14 protein-coding genes and 1 other RNA gene are annotated in these 19,893 nt (G+C 59.5%); 4 read left to right on the top strand and 11 right to left on the bottom strand.

The window, feature by feature from the left end:
- Window positions 1–674 (top strand): GNAT family N-acetyltransferase (locus tag JWQ61_RS15760; protein ID WP_369684904.1); only part of this gene is annotated, 674 nt, incomplete at its 5' end.
- 29 nt (window positions 675–703) lie between these two features.
- Here the strand turns inward: JWQ61_RS15760 and JWQ61_RS15755 are convergent.
- The 6 genes from JWQ61_RS15755 to JWQ61_RS15730 form a co-directional block, all read right to left on the bottom strand.
- Window positions 704–1,030 (bottom strand): barstar family protein, encoded by a 327-nt coding sequence (locus tag JWQ61_RS15755; RefSeq protein ID WP_304361361.1) that lies wholly within the window; start codon window positions 1,028–1,030, stop codon window positions 704–706.
- Between the two features lie 74 nt (window positions 1,031–1,104).
- A complete protein-coding gene (chrA, locus tag JWQ61_RS15750; protein ID WP_304361360.1) occupies window positions 1,105–2,469 on the bottom strand; it encodes a chromate efflux transporter in 1,365 nt (454 codons plus the stop codon).
- Between the two features lie 133 nt (window positions 2,470–2,602).
- Entirely contained in the window at window positions 2,603–3,700 is a 1,098-nt protein-coding gene (locus JWQ61_RS15745; protein ID WP_304361359.1) for a transporter substrate-binding domain-containing protein, read from the bottom strand.
- Between the two features lie 57 nt (window positions 3,701–3,757).
- Window positions 3,758–4,120: a transfer-messenger RNA gene (ssrA, locus tag JWQ61_RS15740) on the bottom strand.
- 110 nt (window positions 4,121–4,230) lie between these two features.
- Window positions 4,231–5,637 (bottom strand): hypothetical protein, encoded by a 1,407-nt coding sequence (locus tag JWQ61_RS15735; protein WP_304361358.1) that lies wholly within the window; start codon window positions 5,635–5,637, stop codon window positions 4,231–4,233.
- The gene (locus JWQ61_RS15730) at window positions 5,634–6,899 is read right to left on the bottom strand and encodes an SPFH domain-containing protein (RefSeq protein WP_304361357.1); all 1,266 of its coding nucleotides are present in this window, start codon (window positions 6,897–6,899) and stop codon (window positions 5,634–5,636) included. The genes JWQ61_RS15735 and JWQ61_RS15730 overlap by 4 nt, the downstream gene beginning before the upstream one ends.
- Window positions 6,900–7,202: 303 nt before the next feature.
- On the opposite strand from JWQ61_RS15730, the gene JWQ61_RS15725 reads away from it, so the two are divergent.
- Entirely contained in the window at window positions 7,203–7,919 is a 717-nt protein-coding gene (locus tag JWQ61_RS15725) for a response regulator transcription factor (RefSeq protein WP_304361356.1), read from the top strand.
- Window positions 7,920–7,953: 34 nt separating this feature from the next.
- Window positions 7,954–10,026 (top strand): sensor histidine kinase KdpD, encoded by a 2,073-nt coding sequence (locus JWQ61_RS15720; RefSeq protein ID WP_304361355.1) that lies wholly within the window; start codon window positions 7,954–7,956, stop codon window positions 10,024–10,026.
- 52 nt (window positions 10,027–10,078) lie between these two features.
- Here the strand turns inward: JWQ61_RS15720 and JWQ61_RS15715 are convergent, their stop codons facing one another.
- From JWQ61_RS15715 to JWQ61_RS15695, 5 genes are all read right to left on the bottom strand, one after another.
- The gene (locus JWQ61_RS15715) at window positions 10,079–13,753 is read right to left on the bottom strand and encodes a DUF748 domain-containing protein (protein WP_304361354.1); all 3,675 of its coding nucleotides are present in this window, start codon (window positions 13,751–13,753) and stop codon (window positions 10,079–10,081) included.
- Window positions 13,754–13,817: 64 nt separating this feature from the next.
- Complete coding sequence (locus tag JWQ61_RS15710; protein ID WP_304361353.1) at window positions 13,818–14,492, bottom strand: HAD family hydrolase; 675 nt, start codon at window positions 14,490–14,492, stop codon at window positions 13,818–13,820.
- A gap of 77 nt (window positions 14,493–14,569) precedes the next feature.
- On the bottom strand, window positions 14,570–15,265 hold the full coding sequence (gene ubiG / locus JWQ61_RS15705; protein WP_041742485.1) for a bifunctional 2-polyprenyl-6-hydroxyphenol methylase/3-demethylubiquinol 3-O-methyltransferase UbiG: 696 nt from the start codon (window positions 15,263–15,265) through the stop codon (window positions 14,570–14,572).
- 147 nt (window positions 15,266–15,412) lie between these two features.
- The gene (gene ompA, locus JWQ61_RS15700; protein ID WP_304361352.1) at window positions 15,413–16,045 is read right to left on the bottom strand and encodes an outer membrane protein OmpA; all 633 of its coding nucleotides are present in this window, start codon (window positions 16,043–16,045) and stop codon (window positions 15,413–15,415) included.
- A 279-nt stretch (window positions 16,046–16,324) separates the two neighbouring features.
- Complete coding sequence (locus tag JWQ61_RS15695; RefSeq protein WP_304361351.1) at window positions 16,325–17,005, bottom strand: OmpA family protein; 681 nt, start codon at window positions 17,003–17,005, stop codon at window positions 16,325–16,327.
- 393 nt (window positions 17,006–17,398) lie between these two features.
- Between JWQ61_RS15695 and gyrA the strand changes: the two genes are divergently transcribed.
- On the top strand, window positions 17,399–19,893 hold a 2,495-nt coding region (gene gyrA, locus JWQ61_RS15690), incomplete at its 3' end, for a DNA gyrase subunit A (protein WP_304361350.1).

Genomic DNA, 19,893 nt, shown 5'->3' with positions numbered 1-19,893 from the left:
TCCCGAACAGGACCGTGAAACGACTTTGCGCCGATGATAGTGCTGCAACCAGTGTGAAAGTAGGTCATCGTCAGGCTTTTATTAAAAAACCCTCTGCAGACAACTGCAGAGGGTTTTTGCTTTGCGCAAATGGTTTGTGGACCAGTGTGCGCACAGGATCCCGCTTCGCTGATTCAGATAAAATCAATCCAAAGAAAACTCTGAAAGCCCGCATGCCCGCGTCGAACCCGCCACTCGTCACCCTGGTCCCGGCAGTAGAAACCGATTTTGAAGAATTGCTGGCATTGCGCATAGCCGCCATGCGTGAAAGCCTGGAACGCATCGGCCGCTTTGATCCGGCCCGCGCGCGCGAGCGCTTCCATTCCAGTTTTTCGGCGCTTTATACACGGCATGTCATGGCTGATGGCCGGCGTTCAGGTTTTGTTGTCGTCAAACCTGCGGATGACCAGCTGCTGCTGGATCATCTCTATATTCATCCAGCTTGCCAGGGGCAAGGGCTCGGGACGGCCGTGCTGGCCCAGGTCTTTAAAGAAGCGGATGCGCTGTCGCTGCCGTTACGCGTAGGCGCCCTCAGGGGCAGCGATTCCAACCGCTTTTACCAACGCAATGGTTTTGAATTTCTCGCAGAAGAGGAATGGGACATCTACTATCTGCGCCCATCCCGGCAACCGTAGATCAGGACTGCCCCGCATCACGAGAAGCTTTAACGGAGCACGAGTTTCAGCGCCGGCTTTTCGCCGTAGTCATCGTAGCGCTCATTGATCGCCGTGATGCAGAATTCCAGCTCCTCGACGATCTCGGGCGCCTGCTGGCGCAGTTTTTCGCTGTGCGATATCTCGATGCTCAGTACTTCGTTTTCCTGCAGCCGGAATTTGCTCATGCCGTCTTCATCGCGCAAATAACTGAGGCAATCGATCCAGGCATTCATGTTGCGGCCGTAGAATTCGGGAAAACCGAATACCTGTGCGCATTCGGTATGAAAGCTGTCCCAATCGGTGATGGTTTCGCCATTCAGGCGTGCGCTTGGCATAATGTTCTCCTGCTTGAATTCCAGATCGTTTGCCGAACTTATCACATCTGCCGCAACAAGTTGCGCGATTCGATTCACAGCACCCACATCTTCAGCACCAGGCCGCTTATCGCGCACGCCGCGATGACATGGATTACATTGCGCTTGAAACGGAACAGGGCGACAGCTGCGGCCAGCGCAATCAATGCCGATATCCAGTCAAAGGCGCCGCCAAAACCCTGCGGCCATAGCACGTGGTAACCGAAGAACACTGCCAGGTTCAGGATCACGCCCACCACGGCGGCGGTTATCGCCGTGAGAGGCGCGGTAAATTTGAGGTCGTGGTGGGTGGCTTCGATCAGCGGGCCGCCGGCCAGGATAAACAGGAAAGAAGGCAGGAAAGTGAACCAGGTCACCAGTGCCGCCGCGGCGGTGCCGGCAAGAAACAGGCTGTCCGGGCCGAAGACGGCTTTGACATAACCGCCGACGAAGCCGACAAAAGCCACCACCATGATCAGCGGCCCGGGCGTGGTCTCACCTAGCGCCAGGCCATCGATCATTTGTGTCGGCGTCAGCCAGCCATAGTGTTCGACCGCGCCTTGATACACATACGGCAGCACCGCATAAGCGCCGCCGAAAGTCAGCAGCGCCGCCTTGGTGAAAAACCAGCCCATCTGCGTCAGGGCGCCATGCCAGCCGTAGGACGCCGTCAGCAAGCCCATCGGCAGCGCCCACAACAAGGCGCCCGCGATGGCTATCCATGACAAGGTGCGCCAGCGGAATTGCGCATGTTGCGGCGTCGGCGTATGGTCGTCGATCAGTGCCGCTCCAAACGATTGGTCCGCCTTGCCGTGCGCGCCTCCGGTCTTGAAACGGTCCGGCGCGATGCGGCCGCCGATGTAACCGATCAGCGCAGCGGCGGCGATGATGACAGGGAACGGCAGCTGCAAGGCAAAAATCGCCACGAACGACGCCGCGGCAATCGCCCACAGCGCATTGTTCCTTAGGGCGCGCGATCCAATCCGGTGCGCTGCCTGCAGCACGATGGCGGTCACGGCGGGCTTGATGCCGTAGAACAGGCCGGCGACCAGCGGCAAATTGCCAAAGGCGATATACAGCCAGGACAGGGCGATCAGGATCAGCAGCGAAGGCAGCACGAACAAGACGCCAGCCACGATGCCGCCCCAAGAGCGATGCATCAGCCAGCCGATGTAAGTGGCCAGCTGTTGCGCCTCCGGGCCTGGCAGCACCATGCAATAGTTCAGCGCATGCAGAAAGCGCCGTTCCGAAATCCAGCGCCGGTTCTCAACCAGCTCCTGGTGCATGATGGAGATCTGGCCTGCAGGTCCGCCGAAACTGATGAAACCCAGTTTGAGCCAGAACAGGAAGGCCTCCCGAAAACTGACAGCAGGTGGGGGAAGTGCTGTGTGTGCTGCGGATGGAATCCCGGATTGGCTCATATGCCTGGTGTCGTCAATATTGCTGGAAGCCGTGGCGGCGCCGCGCCGCCAACTTTGCCCAAGCTTATCCTACAAAGAGAAAAGGGACTCCGCTTGCGGAATCCCTTTTTTTTCAATGCAGCGCGGCTCGGTCTTATTCGATAGAGCTGTGCAGCACGCTGTCTGGCAAAGGCGCCTTGAACCAGCGCTGCGCGTTGACATTGAGCATGCCGTTCTGCTTGATGGTGCTGAGCATGGCGTTGACCTTGTTCAGCAATGCGGTTTCATTCTTATTAATGCCAATAAAGCAGGGTGAGTCTTTCAGCACGATTTTCAGCTGGGTTGCTTCCGCTTGCTCTTTGGTAAAGGCGGAAATCAGCACGTTGCCCGCCGCCAGCAATTTGGAGTCGCCCTGCAAATAGGATTTGACGGCCTCAGGCTCGGTGGCGAAGCGTTTGATAATGGCCGACGCCGGCGCAACCTTGCTCAACTCTCCGTCTTCGATCGAGCCTTTGAGCACAGCGATAGTCTTGCCGCCCAGTCCGGCCGCATTTTTCACGTCGGTACCCGGCGCGCCGAAGACGCCGAGGTAAAACGGCGCGTAAGCCTGCGAAAAATCGATCTGTTTTTGACGCTCAGGATTTTTGCCGAGGCTGGAGATTACCAGGTCGACATGCCGGTTCAGCAGCGACGGAATGCGGTCGCCGCTGTCGAGCGGCACCATGTCCAGCTTGACGCCCAGTTCCAGCGCAATCATCCTGGCGATCGAGACATCGAAACCTTCCAGCGCCTTGTACTGGTTTGCAGCGCCGAACGGCGGCGTATCTTTTGGCACCGCGATGCGGATCGCGCGACGGTTCTGCACGTCTTCCAGTGCATCGGCGCGGCTCTCATGGGCCGGCAGCAAGGTGGTTGCCAAGGCAAGGGAATAGACAAGAATACATGCAAATACACCGGCGTAACGCTTCACAAGAAGACTCCCAGAATCAATTGAACGAACCCATGTCCATTTTTCAATGGCTCGCATTGCAGCTGCAACGATTGTTACGCACAGGATTCTATGTCTGTGCAGAAAGTTTGTATACGGAATAATCGGGAATTGTGTCGCGCTGTTTCTTTCCTGCGAATTTACGAAAAAACTGTTGGCAGGCGGTGTGAAAAGGCTTGGAAAATGCATCGAATGCGAGGTGAATTGTTGTTTCCTTACCTCGCTGGATTGGGCCCGGGTTCCAGGTTTTGAAGCGCCAAACAAAACGGCCTCCATTTCTGGAGGCCGCATATGCCGGGGTCATTGTTTCCAATGAAATAATGGTGGAGGCGGCGGGAATCGAACCCGCGTCCGCAAGTCCTCTACAGACAGTTCTACATACTTAGTGCTGTCATTTGATTTAACCCAGCCGACGCGGACGCACACGCTTCGTTCAGGCGAGTCACCTAAATTTAACTTTCAGCCAAGTAACCCGACTAAAAGCGATTCCCTGTAAATGACTCTACTGCTGTTTTACCAGCCCACCCCAGGGACGAGATGGTGTAGAGCTAACCGGTTATTAAGCGGCTAGTGCGTACGAGTTATCGTTTGCAGTTAGATCTATTCCGATTGTATTTACGAGGTAGTCGGTCCTCGGTATGCCCTGCGCTGCTTTGTAACCCACGTCGAAACCAGGTCGCCCCCGAGGGTAAAGCAGGTGTCAGTATAGCACTTTATCGCTCGATCCGAGGCCGGCATCCCAGGGGCTTGGCTGGCATGCAGCCCATGGCTCGCATTTGGTACGTGTCCATCCCTCACCGCATGCTCAAGGTTCCCCTTTTCCATGCTGGATCCTGCCAGCGGTAAAACAGGCTCAGGGAACGTGGGTTGTCGGCCTGTTTTTCGACATCCATGGTATCCATCCGGATCACTTCAAAGCTGCGCTTGAAGCGCCCGTCCACGCGCGCTTCGCGCACCGCCAGCATTTTCGTGCTGCCAGGCACCCAGCCTGCAAATTCCAGGTAGCCGATATCGGGCGTATTCGCGGCCGGCGGCAGGATGTCGATGGTCCAGCCTTTTTCTCCCTGACGGAAGACCCAGAGCTCGCGCCATGAATCGAGCGGTTGCACGGCGAGCGCCAGTGCGGTTTGCTGGGCGTTGACGCTGGCCGAGGCTTTCCAGACCAGGCCGTAGGTGCAGCGCCTGAAGAGCGGGTTCTTTTGATCGTGTTTGGCGTCTACCAGCGTGACGCAGGTTTCGCCGGCTTCTCCAGGTGTGGTGACGACCGCTAGGCCGCTGCCGGCAGCAGGTTCTGGTTCTGCAGCCCAGCGCGAGGCGGCGACGCGCACGGCGGCATCGGTATAGGCGGCCGCGTCCGGTTCGGCGATTTCTTGCTTGTTGACGCCGGCCAGTTCCTGCAAGGCGCGGTTGGCGGCTTCCTGCGCCGGCTGGCGCTGCCTGGCGCGTTCGAAGGCGATGCTGGCCCAGACACCTGCGCGGCGCAGGTGCAGGCGGTTTTTTTCGTATTCGGGCAGATTGGTCAGTTGTACCCGGTCGAGGATGTCGCCGCGCCAGGCGTCGAGGCTGTTGCGGTCGGTGGGCGTGAGGTTGGGGTCCACGCATTCGGGCCGGGTCAGCGCCAGGGCAGCACGGGCACGCTGGCCATCGTCCGATTTCATGGCCAGCACGCGGCGGAAGGCTTCGCCGTTGTAGCAAAGCTGGATGCGCCCGTCGCGCTCGAAACCCCGCATGCCGATGCCATAGCTGGATGCCACTTCAAGATGGGCCGCCAATACGGTGTCGTCGGTTTTTCCGCGTTTGGCCGAAGCGCGGCGCGCCAGGCGCTCCGCCATGGTGCCCAGCGCATCGAACGGTTCGGGGCCGATGGCTTCGGCCGGCGCTGCTTTCAGGTAGGCCGCCGCGTAGCTGATGCCGAGCGCCTCGGCTCCCGGCGTGTCGCGCAGGAAGCGCACCACTGCCAGCAGGTCGGGTGCGTCTTTCGGTTCCAGCGATTGGGTACGCACTTGCGACGCGCGGATATAGCCGCCGCGCTCGCGGCGGTGATCGTACACTTGCAGGTAGTCCATCTTTTCGCCGCGCACTTCCAGGCTGTCGCCTTGCCACAGCACGGCTTGCTGCTGGGCCGATTCGCGGGGCGCGGCACGCAAGGCGGCGCTATCCTGGGTGACGATGGCGACCAGGGCCAGGGCGGCGAGCATCATTGTTGTGTCTCCTGAGCTGCGGTAGCGCCGGTTTGCGGGTTTTGCGAAGCAACCGTCTGGCCGCCGCCGAGCAGGGCCGAGCCGATGAAACCGCCGTTGGCTGGAGGCGGGGCGATGATTACCGAGATCTTGTCGGACAGTTTGTCGGCCATGGTTTTCTGGATCAGCAAGGGGTTCTTCGAGATCAGCGCGCCATCGCGTTCAAGCTGGGCGCTGGTGACCTTGCCGATGGTTTCCAGGCGATAAGCTTCGACGTCGGCCAGTTTATGGCGTGAATCGGCTTCACCAGTGGCTTCGATACGGCGCGCTTCTGCGCTGCCCTCCGCGGTCTTGATGCGCGATACCTTTTCTGCCTCGGCTTCATACTGGCGTTGCTCGATCTGCTTTTGCTTGAACGGCAGCACGTGTTTCATGGCTTCTTCCTGGGCCTTGGCGGCGATGATCTGTTCGTTGCCGGCTGCCTCCGCCGATTTTTCGCGCTTGACCTTGTCGGCTTCAGCTTCCAGCTCGGTTTGCCGCACCTGCTTGCTCTTCAGCTCCAGCGTGTATTTCATTTTTTCGCTTTCCAGTTCCTCGGCCAGCAATTTTTCCATGCCCTGGCGGTACTCCGGCGGCAGGTCGACCTGGCCCATCTGCACGCCACGCAGGATGATGCCGTCAGCCGCCAGTTTCGGTTTCAGTTCGCTTTCTATTTCTTTCTGGATCTCGCCGCGCTTGGTGGAAAAGATGTCGCGCACCGAATAGCGGGTGAAGGACTTGTAGATCACGCCCTGCACCATCGGCTCGACGATCTCGCCGTTGATGTCGGCAGGCAGTTTCTCGGCAATGGCGGCCAGCCTGGCGGGGTCGATGGCGTAGCGTATGGTCAGGTCCACCCCCAGCGACAGGCCCTCGATCGACTGGAAGGGCGCTTCGCCATTCGCCTTGCTGCTGCGGACCGGGCGATAGACCTGGTCGAGCAGCGAGTAGCGCCGCAGTTCATGCAGGCCGGGGATGACCACGACCAGGCCGTCTTTTACCTCGGTGGTGCCGCCGGTGAGCTTGTTGGCGCGGATGCCGACTTCACCGGGCTCCAGGGTCTTGAACGGCGGGTGGGTAATCAACTCGTAGCCGCTACCGCCTATCAGCGCGAGCGCCAGCAACAGTATCCAGGCACGCCGGGCGGCACGGGCCAGGCCGACCAGCGTAGCGCCGATTGCCGAAATGGTTGTGGTGAGCAGTGCAAGCAGGCCCTGCGCCAGTGATTCGAGCCGTTCAGACATGATATTTCCCCCGGTTGATGTGGTAATTCGATGGTTGGGAGCGGCATGCAGTGCTTTTCCCTGGGAAGAATCTTGCGCCCCAGGCCGCGGAAGTAACAATGGCCGGGCAGGGGCAGTCGCGTTATCCGGGAGCGTTGAATGCTCCGCAACGTCGCAGTCCGGTAAGCCGTGTGAAGAAATACTCACAGCGCGGCGCAGACATTTCATGGGAAAGCGTGGATACTTTCATGACCCTTCATCCTGCAGGCCACGAAAAGAGCGGGGACGACGGGTGTGATTGATAGCGGATGTAGCGGAGAAAAAATGTCAAAGCAGGCACAAAAAGTAGCGGTGATCGAAGACGACATCCCGACCAGCAACCAGCTCAAGGGCTGGATCGAATCGGCCAGGCCCGGCATCCAGGTGGACCAGTGGTATACGCGCGATGATGCCGAAGCGGCGCTGGCGCGCGAGAACTATGACCTGGTGGTGCTTGACATCGAACTGGGGCGCGAGCGGCATGCCGGCGTCGCCATCATCAACGCCATCAACAAGGGCCAGGCAACGCCGGTGCTGGTGGTGTCGGCCATGCCGGCCACCATCTACCGCAGCATCATGAAGGCGCTGGATGCCTGGGATTACCTGCAAAAGGCAACCTTCGAGGAATCCGATTTCATCGATACCTTCCTGGAAATCCTGCGCGCCGCCAAGGATCGCAACAGCGCGAAGGAAAGTGTGCCTGCCGCCAGCAGCAATGAACTGTCGATCGACCCGCTGCGCCAGAAAACCCCGATCTGGCGCGCGCAACGCATCAACCTGCCGCTGACGGCGCAGCGCTTGCTGGCCGCGCTGTACGAGCATCGCGGCCAGGTCGTGACCTATGAGCAGCTGTTCCAGGTGGTCAAGAGCGGGCGCAATCGCGACAATATCCGCAAGCACGTCAGCACCATCCGCGATGCGTTCCGCGAGGTCGATGCAGAGTTTGCCTGCATCGAAAATATCCCGATGCGCGGCTTTCGCTGGGTCGACCAGGAAAAATGATGTGCCGTCACTTCAACCGCGGGGATGACTGCACATGAAGATCAGCTTTCCGAATATCGCTCAATACCGCTTGCGCATCCTGTTTCGCGGCGCCTTCCTGCTGCTCGCCGCGGCTACCCTTGCATTGGCGCTGTACGTGCTGCAGCAGGAAAAGCAGCTGAGCTACAAGAATTACCAGGCCAGTTTCCGCAAGACCGGCGACCAGATCCTGGCCACCCTGCGCCATCCCGCCGGACAACTGGCGCTGCTGAATCCGCGCACTGAGAATAGCGGCGCGGCTGCACTGCACCCGGTACTGCTGCCGTTTCCCTCGCTCGATTTTGATGACCAGAACAAAGTGCGGCAAGCCATTACCATGTCTGGCTGCCTGGTGCAGTATGGCGACGACGGCGCACTATGCGTGGCCATCGGCAACAACCCCTGGGCCGGCGGCTTCATTTATGTTGCCGGCAGTTTCGTCAGCGGCGAACTGATGCCGCACCAGCGCGGCGAGCAGGATATCGATGACGCGCATCGAGTGCGGGTGACAGTGATGTTGCGCGGGCAGACCTATCGCTGGATTGCGCCGTTTGAAAAGAACGGTGATCCGAATGCGGTTCAAACGCGCGGCGCGCATGGCCGTCTGACCGGTTTTCTCGATGACGATAGCGGCCGTGTAGGAGCGAGGCCGGTAAAGGATTTCCGCGGCTGGATCTGGCAAAGCACCTCTTGCAGCAAACCCGGGCAGGGCGACGGCGATGCCGATTGCCCGCGCAGTGCATTTTTCTCGCTGCGCCTGCCGGTGGCTATCTTGCAGGATGCCCTGTTCCAGCAAAAAAATCCGGTCTGGCCGCCGGCCGACCTGGATAACATCCAGGTGCGTATCGAGGTCTTGCCCCCGGGCGACGGCCCGCTGCTTTTCGATAGTAAAAGCGCCGCCGCGGCACGGGCGTTTTCCGTGAGCGACCTGACTTCGCTGTTGTTGCCGGGCGAGAGCTTGCGCATCAAGAAGCGCGGCGCGGCTGACGGCGCCGATCTGGTCAGCCTGATCGGCGCCGAAGATCATCCGGACGATACCTCGCGCCTGCTAAGCCGCCTGGTGCGCCGCCTGCCCGTGGACGAAGTCGGTCCGCCGAACGAAAGCAGGGAATCGGTCGTGACTTCGGCCGGGATCTATGAGGTGACCCTGATAGGCGACGAGCGCAGTGTCAATCGCAGCCTGGGCGTGGTGGCTGCGCGGGTATTGTGGTTTGTCGGGGCGATGCTGCTGGCGTTGTTCGTCGCCTGGCTGATCATCGAGATCGGCATCATCCGCCGCATCACGATGCTGACCAGGCGTGCAGCCAAGGTGTCGAAGATCGTCAAGGGTTCAGGCGGCCTCGACCAGTTCGACCTGACCGACTTGCGCGGCGCCGATGAGCTTGGCGTGCTGGCAAGCTGCCTGCATGACCTGCTGAGGCGCGTCAGGGAAGATGTCGAGCGGGAGGAAATCCGCGCCGAGCAGGAAAAGGAAATGTGGCATGCGGTGGGCCATGAAATCATGTCGCCGCTGCAGTCGCTGATGGCCTTGCACGGCACCGCCGATAGCCAGAGCAGTCGCTACATCAACCGCATGCAGCAGGCGGTGCGGGTGCTGTATGGCAGCGCCTCTCCCAGCGAGGCGTTTCAATCCACGGTGTTGCAGGTGACTGCCATCGACATCGGCGCTTTTCTCGGCAACGTGGCGGACAATGCGCCGCTGGTCGGTATCGCGGACGTCAGGTTTTCCGGTGAGCAGGAAGGCGTGATGGTCCGGGCGGACGACTACTCCCTGGAGGACGTGGTCACACACGTCCTGCGCAATGCCGATCGCTGTCGCCAGCCGGGCTCCACGATTTCCATCGACCTGAAAACCACGGAAACCGCAGCCACCATCGCCATCCATAATTACGGGCCGAATATCGCTGACGAACTGATCGACAAGATTTTCGAATACGGCGTGTCGGATCAGCTTGATGCAGGTGCGAACGGCAGCCGGGGACAAGGGCTATTTGTCGCCAAGACGTATATGGCCAAGATGGGCGGGACCATTAGCGCATTGAATGTCGCGGACGGCGTGGTGTTTTCACTGGGACTGCAACGCGTATGATGTTGCAGTCGTTCTTCCGGCAAGAGACAATTTTCCTCTTGCCGGAATCTCTCTATTTCAGCGCAAAATCGACCCGGTTCGGCTGACCCTTGTCCTTGATGCCGTCGGCCGTCAGTTTCGGCGCGATCAGGAAGATCCGTTCCAGCGGGATCTGGCCCTTGGTTTCCAGGTACTTGCGGACCGTTTCGGCACGCCGGGTCGCCAGCGCGCTCAAGGCGTCCTGGGTCACCGTGGTGTTGGCGACGATCAGTTTTTCCATCTCCGCGGTCGGCAGCGATTTTGCCAGGCCGACCATATTGCGCGGCTTGTCGAATTTTTCCGAACCATACACCTTGCTCATGTATTTTTCCTTGTCGGCGTCGGTCAGGGTCACATCGTCCGACTGCGCATCGTCGCTGCCGTCAACCGAATCCTTGAGCTTCAGCGCTTTCAGCTTGCGGTTGAGGATTTGCTGGCGCACGCCATCGGTGTCGCTTTTCGGATCGACCCGGCCGATCAGGTCCAGCTTCAGCGCCGGGCGGTCGATCAGGGCCTTGGCCAGGGTGTCCAGCTTGCTTTGCGTAGCTGCAGTAAGGGTGGCTGAGCCGGGCGCGAATTCGGCGTAGCCGAGATCGTCGCCGCCGGCGCCGCCGAAGGCCGAGCTGATCAGCGCGAACGGCGAGGTGACGGCCTTGACGATCAGGTTGATGAAGATGCGGACGATGATGCCGCCTATCGAAAACTCAGGATCCGACAAGGTGCCGGAAATCGGCAGGTTGATGTTGATCTGGCCGTTGCGGTCTTTCAGCAGGGCGACCGCCAGCAGCACCGGCAGCTTGGTGGCGGTCGGGCTGTCGATCTTGTTGCCGAAGGTGAGCTGGTCGATGCGTACATTGTTCTGCGCCACCAGCTTGTCGTTTTCGATGTGGTAGCTGACATCCATCGACAGCTTGCCCTTTTCGATCGCGTAGCCGGCGTACTTGGCGGCATATGGCGTCAGGCGCGGCAGTTCGACGCCGTTGGCGCTGGCCTTGATATCGAGGAACATCGGTTTGAACAGCGGATTCAGCGAGCCCGAAATGGCTACCGGCGCGTCATTGTCGATCTTGCCGTTCAAGTCTATCGGCGCCGGCTGCGGCTTGTCGGAGGCGATCGCGCCGACAGTACCGTTCATGCCAGTCATGTTGGCGGTGTAGTTCGGCTTGACGAAATTATCGGTGTAGTTGATGTTGCCGCCCTTGATGACAACCTGGCCGACCTTGATCACCGGCGCATTCTCTTTAGGTGGCGCGGCAGCGATAGGGGCTACGGTGGTCTTGCCTTCGGCAGTGGACTTGGTGACTTTTGGCGTCCCCTGGCCCATGCCTTCGCCCGCCTCGGCGGAAGTCAGCGATGGCGCCGGCGTGCCGGCCGGGGCGTTTTTCGAGACGACGATATCTTGCAGGTTCAGCTTGGCTGTTTCAGACAAGATGATGCGCGCATAGAAATCGCTCAGTGCAATCTTCGCCAGCGTGACGTTTTGGCGCGGGCCGCCGATATTGGCGTTGATGCCGCTGACGTCGAGCAGTTTCCATTTCAGGAAATCAGAGGAAGTTTCCTTGTCGAGCACGCGGAAATTGGCCAGGCGCAGGTTGCCGTTGTAACTGGTGGCGAGTTGCTGGCGGCCGCTGGGCGGTGTCAGCGACAGTTTACCCTTGGTGCTGGCCTGGCCCGAGGTCAGGTTCACGTTCAGGTAGTCGGTGAAATACGGCTGGAAGGCGGCCACCGGCAGGTTTTGCACGTCGAGGTCGAGCGCGATCGATTTCAATTGCGGCGCGACGCTGCCGTCGGCCGACAATTTGCCGGTCTTGTTGAGCTGGGTGCGCAGCGAAACCTTGATGGTTTTGTCGAGCTTGCTGGAGATATTGTCGGCGCTCAGGTTGAGGCCGTCGGCGCGCAGCTTGACTGTCGGTTTGACCGAGTCGTCCTGGTAGGCCAGGCTGCTGTCGCTGACGGCAAACTTGTTGACGGTGGCGACCCAGTCCGGTCCGCTTTTCTTGGCGGCGGCAGGAGGGGTGGGGGCGCTTTTGTTCGCGCTGCCTGTGTTGGCGATGAATTGCTGCAGGTTGAGCTTGCCCTGGGCATCGCGCTTGACGTCGCCCTGGATCCCGGCCAGGCGCAAGGCGTCGGCGTTGAACGTGTGCGCTTCGGTATCGACGCTGGCGTTTTCCAGGCTGATTTTCTTGGCGCCTATGCTGCCGCCGGCGCTGGTTTTTGCCGCCACCTTGAGATCGTCGACATCGATGCCCAGCTGGTGCAGGCGGATGCGGCTGCCGTCGATTGCCAGCAAGGTATTGAGCGACAGCTGGCCGGACAGCACGGCTGCCAGCGAACGGTTGACATAGGGCTGGTAAGGCGCGAGCGACAGGGCGTTGATGCTGGCCTTGCCGGCGACGATGCCTTTGGCGGGAGTGATCTGGCCGATGAACTGGATATGCTGGTCGTTTTCCGCGCCGGTGGACAAGGTCACGGTGGCTGGCTTGGCGTCAGGTGCCAGCGATAGCCGGCTCGCATCCAGCGCCACGTTCTTGACCTGCAGGTTGAGCGCCGGCGAAGCATTGGCTGCATCCAGCCAGTTGACTGTGCCGTTGTGGATGCTGAGCTTGGCCAAGGTCATTTGCGGCGCCGGGCCGGCCGGTTTTTTTGGTGCATCCTTGGCGATTTCCTGTTTTGCGGCAGGAGTGCTCAGGGCGGCCCAGTTCAGGCTGCCGCTGGCATTCAGGTTGACCCAGACTTCCGGCTGCTGGATCTCGATCCGGTCGAGCGCGGCGGCGCCGGTGAGTACATTGAGCTTGCTGATCTGGGCATTGATCGCCTGCGCCTTGAGCAGCGGCGCGGCATTCTTGTCGGCCAGGGCGACGTCGGCCAGCTTGATCGCGCCCGACAGCAATACTTCCGGCTTGTCCTTGTTGCGCAGGAAGGTCAGGTCGAGATTGGTCGACAGCTTGGTGCTCTGGATGGCCAGCGGCAGCGCCACCGGCGAAAACGCCACGAAGCTGGCGACGTCGAGCTGGTCGATATCGATCGCCAGCGAGGTTTCCAGGCTGCCGGCGAACGGCTTGCTGCGACCCTTCAGGTCGAACGGCGTGCCGTTGACCTTGGCCGAAAGATGCGGCTGCACGAAGGTGTCGACCTTGCTCGGGAAGTTCGAGACGTAGGGCAGGCCGATATTGAGCGCCTGGATGTCGACCAGCTTGTTGGTGACTTTGTCGTCGAACTTGATGCTGCCGTTTTCCAGCTGGATATTCGACACCGAAAACAGCGTCGGCTTGTCGCTCTTCGGCATCGCCAGGATGCGGTCGATGATGTCGGAGAAATTGTAGCGGCCGATGCCGTCGGCGCTGGTGCGCACGACATGCAGGCTGGGATTGACCAGCTTGGCTTCATTGAGCACCGGCGCCAGCCGGAACAGCGAAGCCGAGGAGGCATTGACCACCAGCGTTTTTGCCGAGAAGGCGGCGGTGGTCTTGTCTTGCTCATAGAGCGTGAAATCGGATACCGTCAGCGCCAGGTTGAACGGATTGAAAGCGATCTTGCCGACCGTCGCCTTGCGCCCGAGCTGGGCTTCGATCTGTTGTTCCACCAGGTGCTTGGCGACCGGCGGCACCGCCAGCCAGCTGATCAGGGCCAGCACCAGCAACACGATGACTGTGATGCCGGTCCAGCGCATTGCACGCGGCAGCCAGGAAGGACGAGGGATATTTGCCATTTTTATTCCTTATGGGCAAGCATGTCCACAATATACCGCCAGACAGTATTGCCCGCTGATTAATTCAATTCTTCGAGACTGCTTGCGGCAGCAAAGCCAGCAATTGCTGGGGAGTATCGATCAGGGCATCTGCATCCCAGGATTCCGGTGCGCTCTCGCCGCAATAACCCCAGGCCGCGGCCACGGTAACCATGCCCGCCGCGCGGCCCGCCTGGATATCGCGCAGATCGTCGCCCACATACCAGCATTCCTGCGGCTGCAGCTTGAGGCGCCGCGCCGCTTCCAGCAGCGGCGCCGGATGCGGTTTTGCATGGGGTGTGGTGTCGCCGGAGATGACGCAATCCGCATCTCCCAGGCCGATCTGGGAAACCAGGGGATCGGTGAAGCGGGCCGCCTTGTTGGTGACCACGCCCCAGCCGAGCCGGCGCTGGCGCAGGTCGCTGAGCAAGGCCGGTATGCCCTCGAACAAGGTGCTGTCGACCGCCAGCGCGGCGGCGTAATGGTCGAGGAAGCCGACCCGCAATTCTTCGTAGTCGGGATCGCCCGGTTTCAGGCCGAAGGCGGCGCCTATCATGCCGCGCGCGCCGGCCGAGGTATGCGGCCTGAGTTGTTCGTAGGGGGTGCTGCTCAAGCCGCGGTCGCGGCGCAATCGGTTCAGTGCGGCAGCCAGGTCCGGAGCAGTGTCGGCAAGCGTACCGTCAAGATCAAACAGGATGGCGCGCGGCATTGGCAAGGGCATGGGTGGTTCCTAAAGTACGAGAAAACGGCCGGCGCTGATCAAGTGCGGCGCCGGCCGGAAGCAATTAGTCGGACCAGCTAAGCAGGCCGGGTGCAAGCCATCAGGTAGTTGACGCTGGTGTCCTGGTTGAGCGAATAGATCTGGGTCAGCGGGTTGTAGCTCATGCCACGCATGACATCCACCGTCAGTCCGGCGTTGCGGACGAATTGCGCCAGTTCCGCCGGCGTGATGAACTTGGCGTAGTCGTGCGTGCCCTTGGGCAACATGCGCAACAGGTATTCGGCCGCCAGCACTGCCTGCAGGTAGGCTTTCAGGTTGCGGTTCAAGGTCGAGAAAAACACTTGTCCGCCCGGTTTCACCAGCGTGGCGCAGGCGCGCACTATGGATGCCGGATCGGGCACGTGCTCCAGCATTTCCATGCAGGTCACGACGTCGAATTGCCCGGCTTCGCGGCCGGCCATTTCTTCGGCGGCGATTTTTTCATAGCGGACCTGGACCCCGGATTCCAGGCTGTGCAGGTCGGCTACCTTCAGGGCTTTGTCGGAGAGGTCGATGCCGGTGACGACAGCGCCTTTGCGCGCCATGGATTCGGCCAGGATGCCGCCGCCGCAGCCGATATCGAGCACCTGCTTGCCGGCCAGCGCGGCGCGCGAGTTGATCCACTCCAGGCGCAAGGGGTTGATTTCATGCAGAGGGCGGAATTCGGATTCGGGATCCCACCACCGGTGGGCCAGGTCGCTGAATTTCTTGAGTTCTGATGGGTCTGCGTTCATAGGTTGAATCATAGCTGGAAAGTGCGGTGTTGCGGTTTGTTGTCTGATTAAAAACCATTGCCGAAAGTTTCCGGATTGGCTCGCGGCGCTTGTTTTTGTGCGAAAAAAAACCCCGCCGAGGCGGGGTTCTGATCGAGTTTGAATCGATTAGTTGGTACGTGTACCAACAACTTCGATTTCAACGCGACGGTTTTTAGCGCGGCCAGCAGCGGTCTTGTTGTCAGCGACCGGTTGCGACTTGCCCTTACCTTCGGTGTAAACACGGTTAGCTTCAACACCCTTGTGGACCAGGTATGCCTTGACAGCTTCAGCGCGGCGAACCGACAGCTTCTGGTTGTAAGCAACTGAACCGATCGAGTCAGTGTGACCAACAGCGATGATGACTTCCAGGTTGATTGCGCCCAGTTTCGATGTCAGGTCATCCAGCTTGGCTTTGCCTTCTGGCTTCAGGACAGCTTTGTCGAAGTCAAAGAATGCGTCAGCAGCAAAAGTAACCTTTTGCGACACTGGAGCAGGTGGCGGAACAACTACTGGAGGAGCTGGAATTACTGGAGGTGCGGCTTGAGCGATTTCGCCGTCGCAACCTGGGACCGAGTCAGCTGGTGTCCAGTAGCCGGTGTGCCAGCACAGACCGTATGGGTCACGTGCGATTACACCGCGTGCATCTTGCACGTAGGCGCTGTTAGGAGTAGCCGCCTGGATATCTTTGATTTCCTGCGCGGAGGCAGAGAGTGCGACGACTGCGGACGCAGCGAAGACGAGTTTTGCTAATTTATTCATGTTTCTCCTCTCGGTTGAGATATCCGCAGATTAACTGCGCAACTAATATACGACATCAAAAATTGGATAGTATCACGTGGTTCAGGCCGTTACATGTGGGATTGACCACACGCAATGAACTTGACCACCATTCTGCCACAGGCTTCAAGCGCTAGCGAAGGATGCCAAATGATCCAGCTCACGTTTTGCCTGCTTCGTTGTTTTCATACAACATAACATTATGAAAACATCACCACGGGCGACATCTTACATCGACGCAAGAAAACTATCTATTTTATTTTAATTTGATTGCATTTTTATTACTACTCGGCGATTCGGGGCCAGACAGTTGACCAGTTTTCTGCGGCTCAATTTATTGCTGCATTGCAATATCGGATCGGACGCGCCGGCGCCTGCGGTTTCTATTTTGTTAGAGACACCCTTGCTCTTCAAATAGCTGGCGACGTTGCCGGCGCGTTGCAGCGACAATTTCCGGTTATAAGCCTCCGAGCCGAGGCGATCGGTATGGCCGGTAACTAATATAAGATCCGTGCTGGCGCAATTTGCCAATTTGGCAATGATCTGCTGGTCGATGCGTTGTTTGGCCGCCTTGGTCAGGGTTGCCTTGCCGAAACTGAAATTCTGGTCGCTGGCCAGCGTTACGCCGGCATCGCATTGCTTGGGTGCAATTGCCGGGGCAACTTCATTGCTGGCGATCATCGGATCGGCGACCAGGGCCGGCGCGCTGGCTTTCATCACCGGCGCCACCAGGGCGCCGTCGCAGCCGGTCACGGCATCATTCTGGTCCCAATAACCGGAGCGCCAGCACAAACCGTCCTGGCTGCGGACAACGGGACCGTTTCCATCATGCACATAAGCACTTGTTTCAGGGGAAACTGTGGCGGATTGGGCGAAGCCGGGATGGGACGCAAGGACGAGGGCTGAACCCAGCAATAGGCTCAGCGCGGTGGTATGACGCATAAATTGTTTCCTGATAGAAATGGTAAAGGCAGGATTGTTTTTGGAATCGCCTGATTACCGGGCAAGGCGGCATTTAAACATATTTTTTCCGGCGGGCCGTTTTTCAGCCCTGATACACAGGATTTCATCAAGCCTCTGAAAAGCCGGAACCGGCTTCCCCGCGTGCTAAAATCATACGTCTTATGGCTATCATTCTGGGTAGCCTTGGTAATGGGGAACAGAGTATTGGAGAAATCCGCCGCGCTGCATTGGTCATGACTCTGGCCACAATTGCTGTTATTTGTAACTTAACCGTTTTATCTGATTAGTTGAGGACAGAGTAATTCGCCACGCTGCGGTGGCTCTTAAACTCTGTCCCGCAATTAGAAAAATTAAAGACTCGCCGACTCGCTAATGGATCAATTCGCTAAAGAAACAATCCCAATTTCCCTCGAAGAAGAAATGCGCAAGAGCTATCTCGATTACGCGATGAGCGTGATCGTCGGCCGTGCGCTGCCGGATGTGCGTGACGGCCTCAAGCCGGTGCATCGCCGGGTCTTGTTCGCGATGCACGAAATGAACAATGTCTGGAACCGCCCGTTCGTGAAGTGCGCGCGCGTGGTCGGTGAAACCATGGGTAAATACCACCCGCACGGCGACGCCTCGATCTACGACACGCTGGTGCGCATGGCGCAGCCGTTCTCGCTGCGCTACATGCTGGTCGACGGCCAAGGCAATTTCGGTTCGATCGACGGCGACGGCGCGGCAGCGATGCGTTACACCGAGTGCCGCCTGGACAAGATCGCCGGCGAACTGCTGGCCGACCTCGACAAGGAAACCGTCGACTTCGTGCCCAACTACGACGGCAAGGAAAAAGAACCGTCGGTGCTGCCGACGCGCATCCCCAACCTGCTGATCAACGGCTCGTCCGGCATCGCGGTCGGCATGGCGACCAACATTCCGCCGCACAACCTGACTGAAGTGATCGATGGCGCACTGCACGTATTGCGCAACGCCGATTGCACCATCGACGAGCTGATCGAAATCATCCCGGCGCCGGATTTCCCGACCGCCGGCATCATCTACGGCGTGTCTGGCGTGCGCGACGGTTACCGCACCGGCCGCGGCCGTGTGGTGATGCGCGCCAAGACCCACTTCGAAGAATTCGGACGTGAAGGTCGCACCGCGATCATCATCGACGAGCTGCCGTACCAGGTAAACAAGAAGGCTTTGCTGGAACGCATCGCTGAACTGGTGCGCGACAAGAAGCTGGAAGGCATTTCCGATCTGCGCGACGAGTCGGACAAGTCCGGCATGCGCGTGGTGATCGAGCTCAAGCGCGGCGAAGTCGCCGAGGTCGTGCTGAACAACCTGTACAAGCAGACCCAGCTGCAAGACACCTTCGGCATGAACATGGTGGCGCTGGTCGACGGCCAGCCGAAGCTGCTGAACCTGAAGCAGATGCTGGAATGCTTCCTGTCGCACCGCCGTGAAGTCGTCACGCGCCGCACCGTGTTCGAACTGCGCAAGGCGCGCGAACGCGGCCACGTGCTGGAAGGCCTGGCGGTAGCGCTGGCGAATATCGACGATTTCATCGCTCTGATCAAAGCTGCGCCGACTCCGCCGGTCGCAAAAACCGAGCTGATGGCGCGCGCCTGGGATTCGTCCATGGTGCGCGAGATGCTGGCCCGCACCGGCGACGAAAACATTGGCGGCATCGAGTCCTTCCGTCCGGAAAACCTGCCTAAGCATTACGGCATCCAGACCGACGGCATGTATCGCCTGTCGGACGACCAGGCGCAGGAAATCCTGCAAATGCGCCTGCAACGCCTGACCGGCCTGGAACAAGACAAGATCGTCAACGAGTACAAAGACGTGATGGCGCAGATCGCCGACTTGCTGGATATCCTGGCCAAGCCGGAACGCGTCACCGTCATTATCACCGACGAGATGACCGCTGCCAAGAACGAATACGGCATCGGCAACAAGGATGAGCGCCGCTCGCAGATCGAACACAATCCTACCGATCTCGGCACGGAAGACCTGATCACGCCGCAAGACATGGTGGTGACCTTGTCGCATACCGGCTACATGAAAGCGCAGCCTGTCTCCGAATACCGCGCCCAAAAACGCGGCGGCCGCGGCAAGCAAGCGATGGCGACCAAGGAAGACGACTGGATCGACCAGCTGTTCGTCGGCAATACCCATGATTACATCTTGTGCTTCAGCAATCGCGGCCGCCTGTACTGGTTGAAGATCTGGGAAGTGCCGCAAGGTTCGCGCAACTCGCGCGGCAAGCCTATCGTCAACATGTTCCCGCTGCAGGATGGCGAGAAGATCACCGTGGTGCTGCCGTTGTCGGGCGCCAATCGCAGTTTCCCTGAAGACCGTTATGTCTTCATGTCGACCAGCCTGGGCACCGTCAAGAAGACGCCATTGTCGGACTTCAGCAATCCACGCAAGGCCGGTATCATCGCGGTCGACCTGGATGAAGGCGACTTCCTGATCGGCGCTGCGCTGACCGACGGCCAGCATGACGTCATGCTGTTCTCCGATTCCGGCAAGGCAGTGCGCTTCGACGAAAACGATGTGCGTCCGATGGGCCGTACCGCGCGCGGCGTGCGCGGCATGAACCTGGAAGAAGGCCAGCAGGTTATCGCCTTGCTGGTCGCGGAAAATGAACAGCAATCGGTGTTGACCGCGACTGAAAACGGCTTCGGCAAACGTACTCCGATTACCGAGTACACGCGCCACGGTCGCGGCACCAAGGGCATGATCGCGATCCAGACCAGCGAGCGCAACGGCAAGGTGGTGGCGGCAACGCTGGTGGAACCTAGCGATGAAATCATCCTGATCACCACCGGCGGCGTCCTGATACGCACCCGCGTCGCGGAAATCCGTGAAATGGG

This window comes from Collimonas fungivorans (genome assembly GCF_028292705.1).
Taxonomy (GTDB): domain Bacteria; phylum Pseudomonadota; class Gammaproteobacteria; order Burkholderiales; family Burkholderiaceae_D; genus Collimonas; species Collimonas fungivorans_B.
The sequence above is the reverse complement of the archived record's forward strand: the minus strand, read 5'-3'. Positions and strand labels throughout refer to the sequence as shown.

Excerpts from the sequence above, each read along its gene's own strand:
- JWQ61_RS15755 (WP_304361361.1), bottom strand. The coding sequence starts at position 1,030 with ATGCCAAGCGCACGCCTGAATGGCGAAACCATCACCGATTGGGACAGC.
- chrA (WP_304361360.1), bottom strand. The coding sequence starts at position 2,469 with ATGAGCCAATCCGGGATTCCATCCGCAGCACACACAGCACTTCCCCCA.
- JWQ61_RS15735 (WP_304361358.1), bottom strand. The coding sequence starts at position 5,637 with ATGATGCTCGCCGCCCTGGCCCTGGTCGCCATCGTCACCCAGGATAGC.
- JWQ61_RS15730 (WP_304361357.1), bottom strand. The coding sequence starts at position 6,899 with ATGTCTGAACGGCTCGAATCACTGGCGCAGGGCCTGCTTGCACTGCTC.
- JWQ61_RS15725 (WP_304361356.1), top strand. The coding sequence starts at position 7,203 with ATGTCAAAGCAGGCACAAAAAGTAGCGGTGATCGAAGACGACATCCCG.
- JWQ61_RS15720 (WP_304361355.1), top strand. The coding sequence starts at position 7,954 with ATGAAGATCAGCTTTCCGAATATCGCTCAATACCGCTTGCGCATCCTG.
- JWQ61_RS15715 (WP_304361354.1), bottom strand. The coding sequence starts at position 13,753 with ATGGCAAATATCCCTCGTCCTTCCTGGCTGCCGCGTGCAATGCGCTGG.
- JWQ61_RS15710 (WP_304361353.1), bottom strand. The coding sequence starts at position 14,492 with ATGCCCTTGCCAATGCCGCGCGCCATCCTGTTTGATCTTGACGGTACG.
- ubiG (WP_041742485.1), bottom strand. The coding sequence starts at position 15,265 with ATGAACGCAGACCCATCAGAACTCAAGAAATTCAGCGACCTGGCCCAC.
- ompA (WP_304361352.1), bottom strand. The coding sequence starts at position 16,045 with ATGAATAAATTAGCAAAACTCGTCTTCGCTGCGTCCGCAGTCGTCGCA.
- JWQ61_RS15695 (WP_304361351.1), bottom strand. The coding sequence starts at position 17,005 with ATGCGTCATACCACCGCGCTGAGCCTATTGCTGGGTTCAGCCCTCGTC.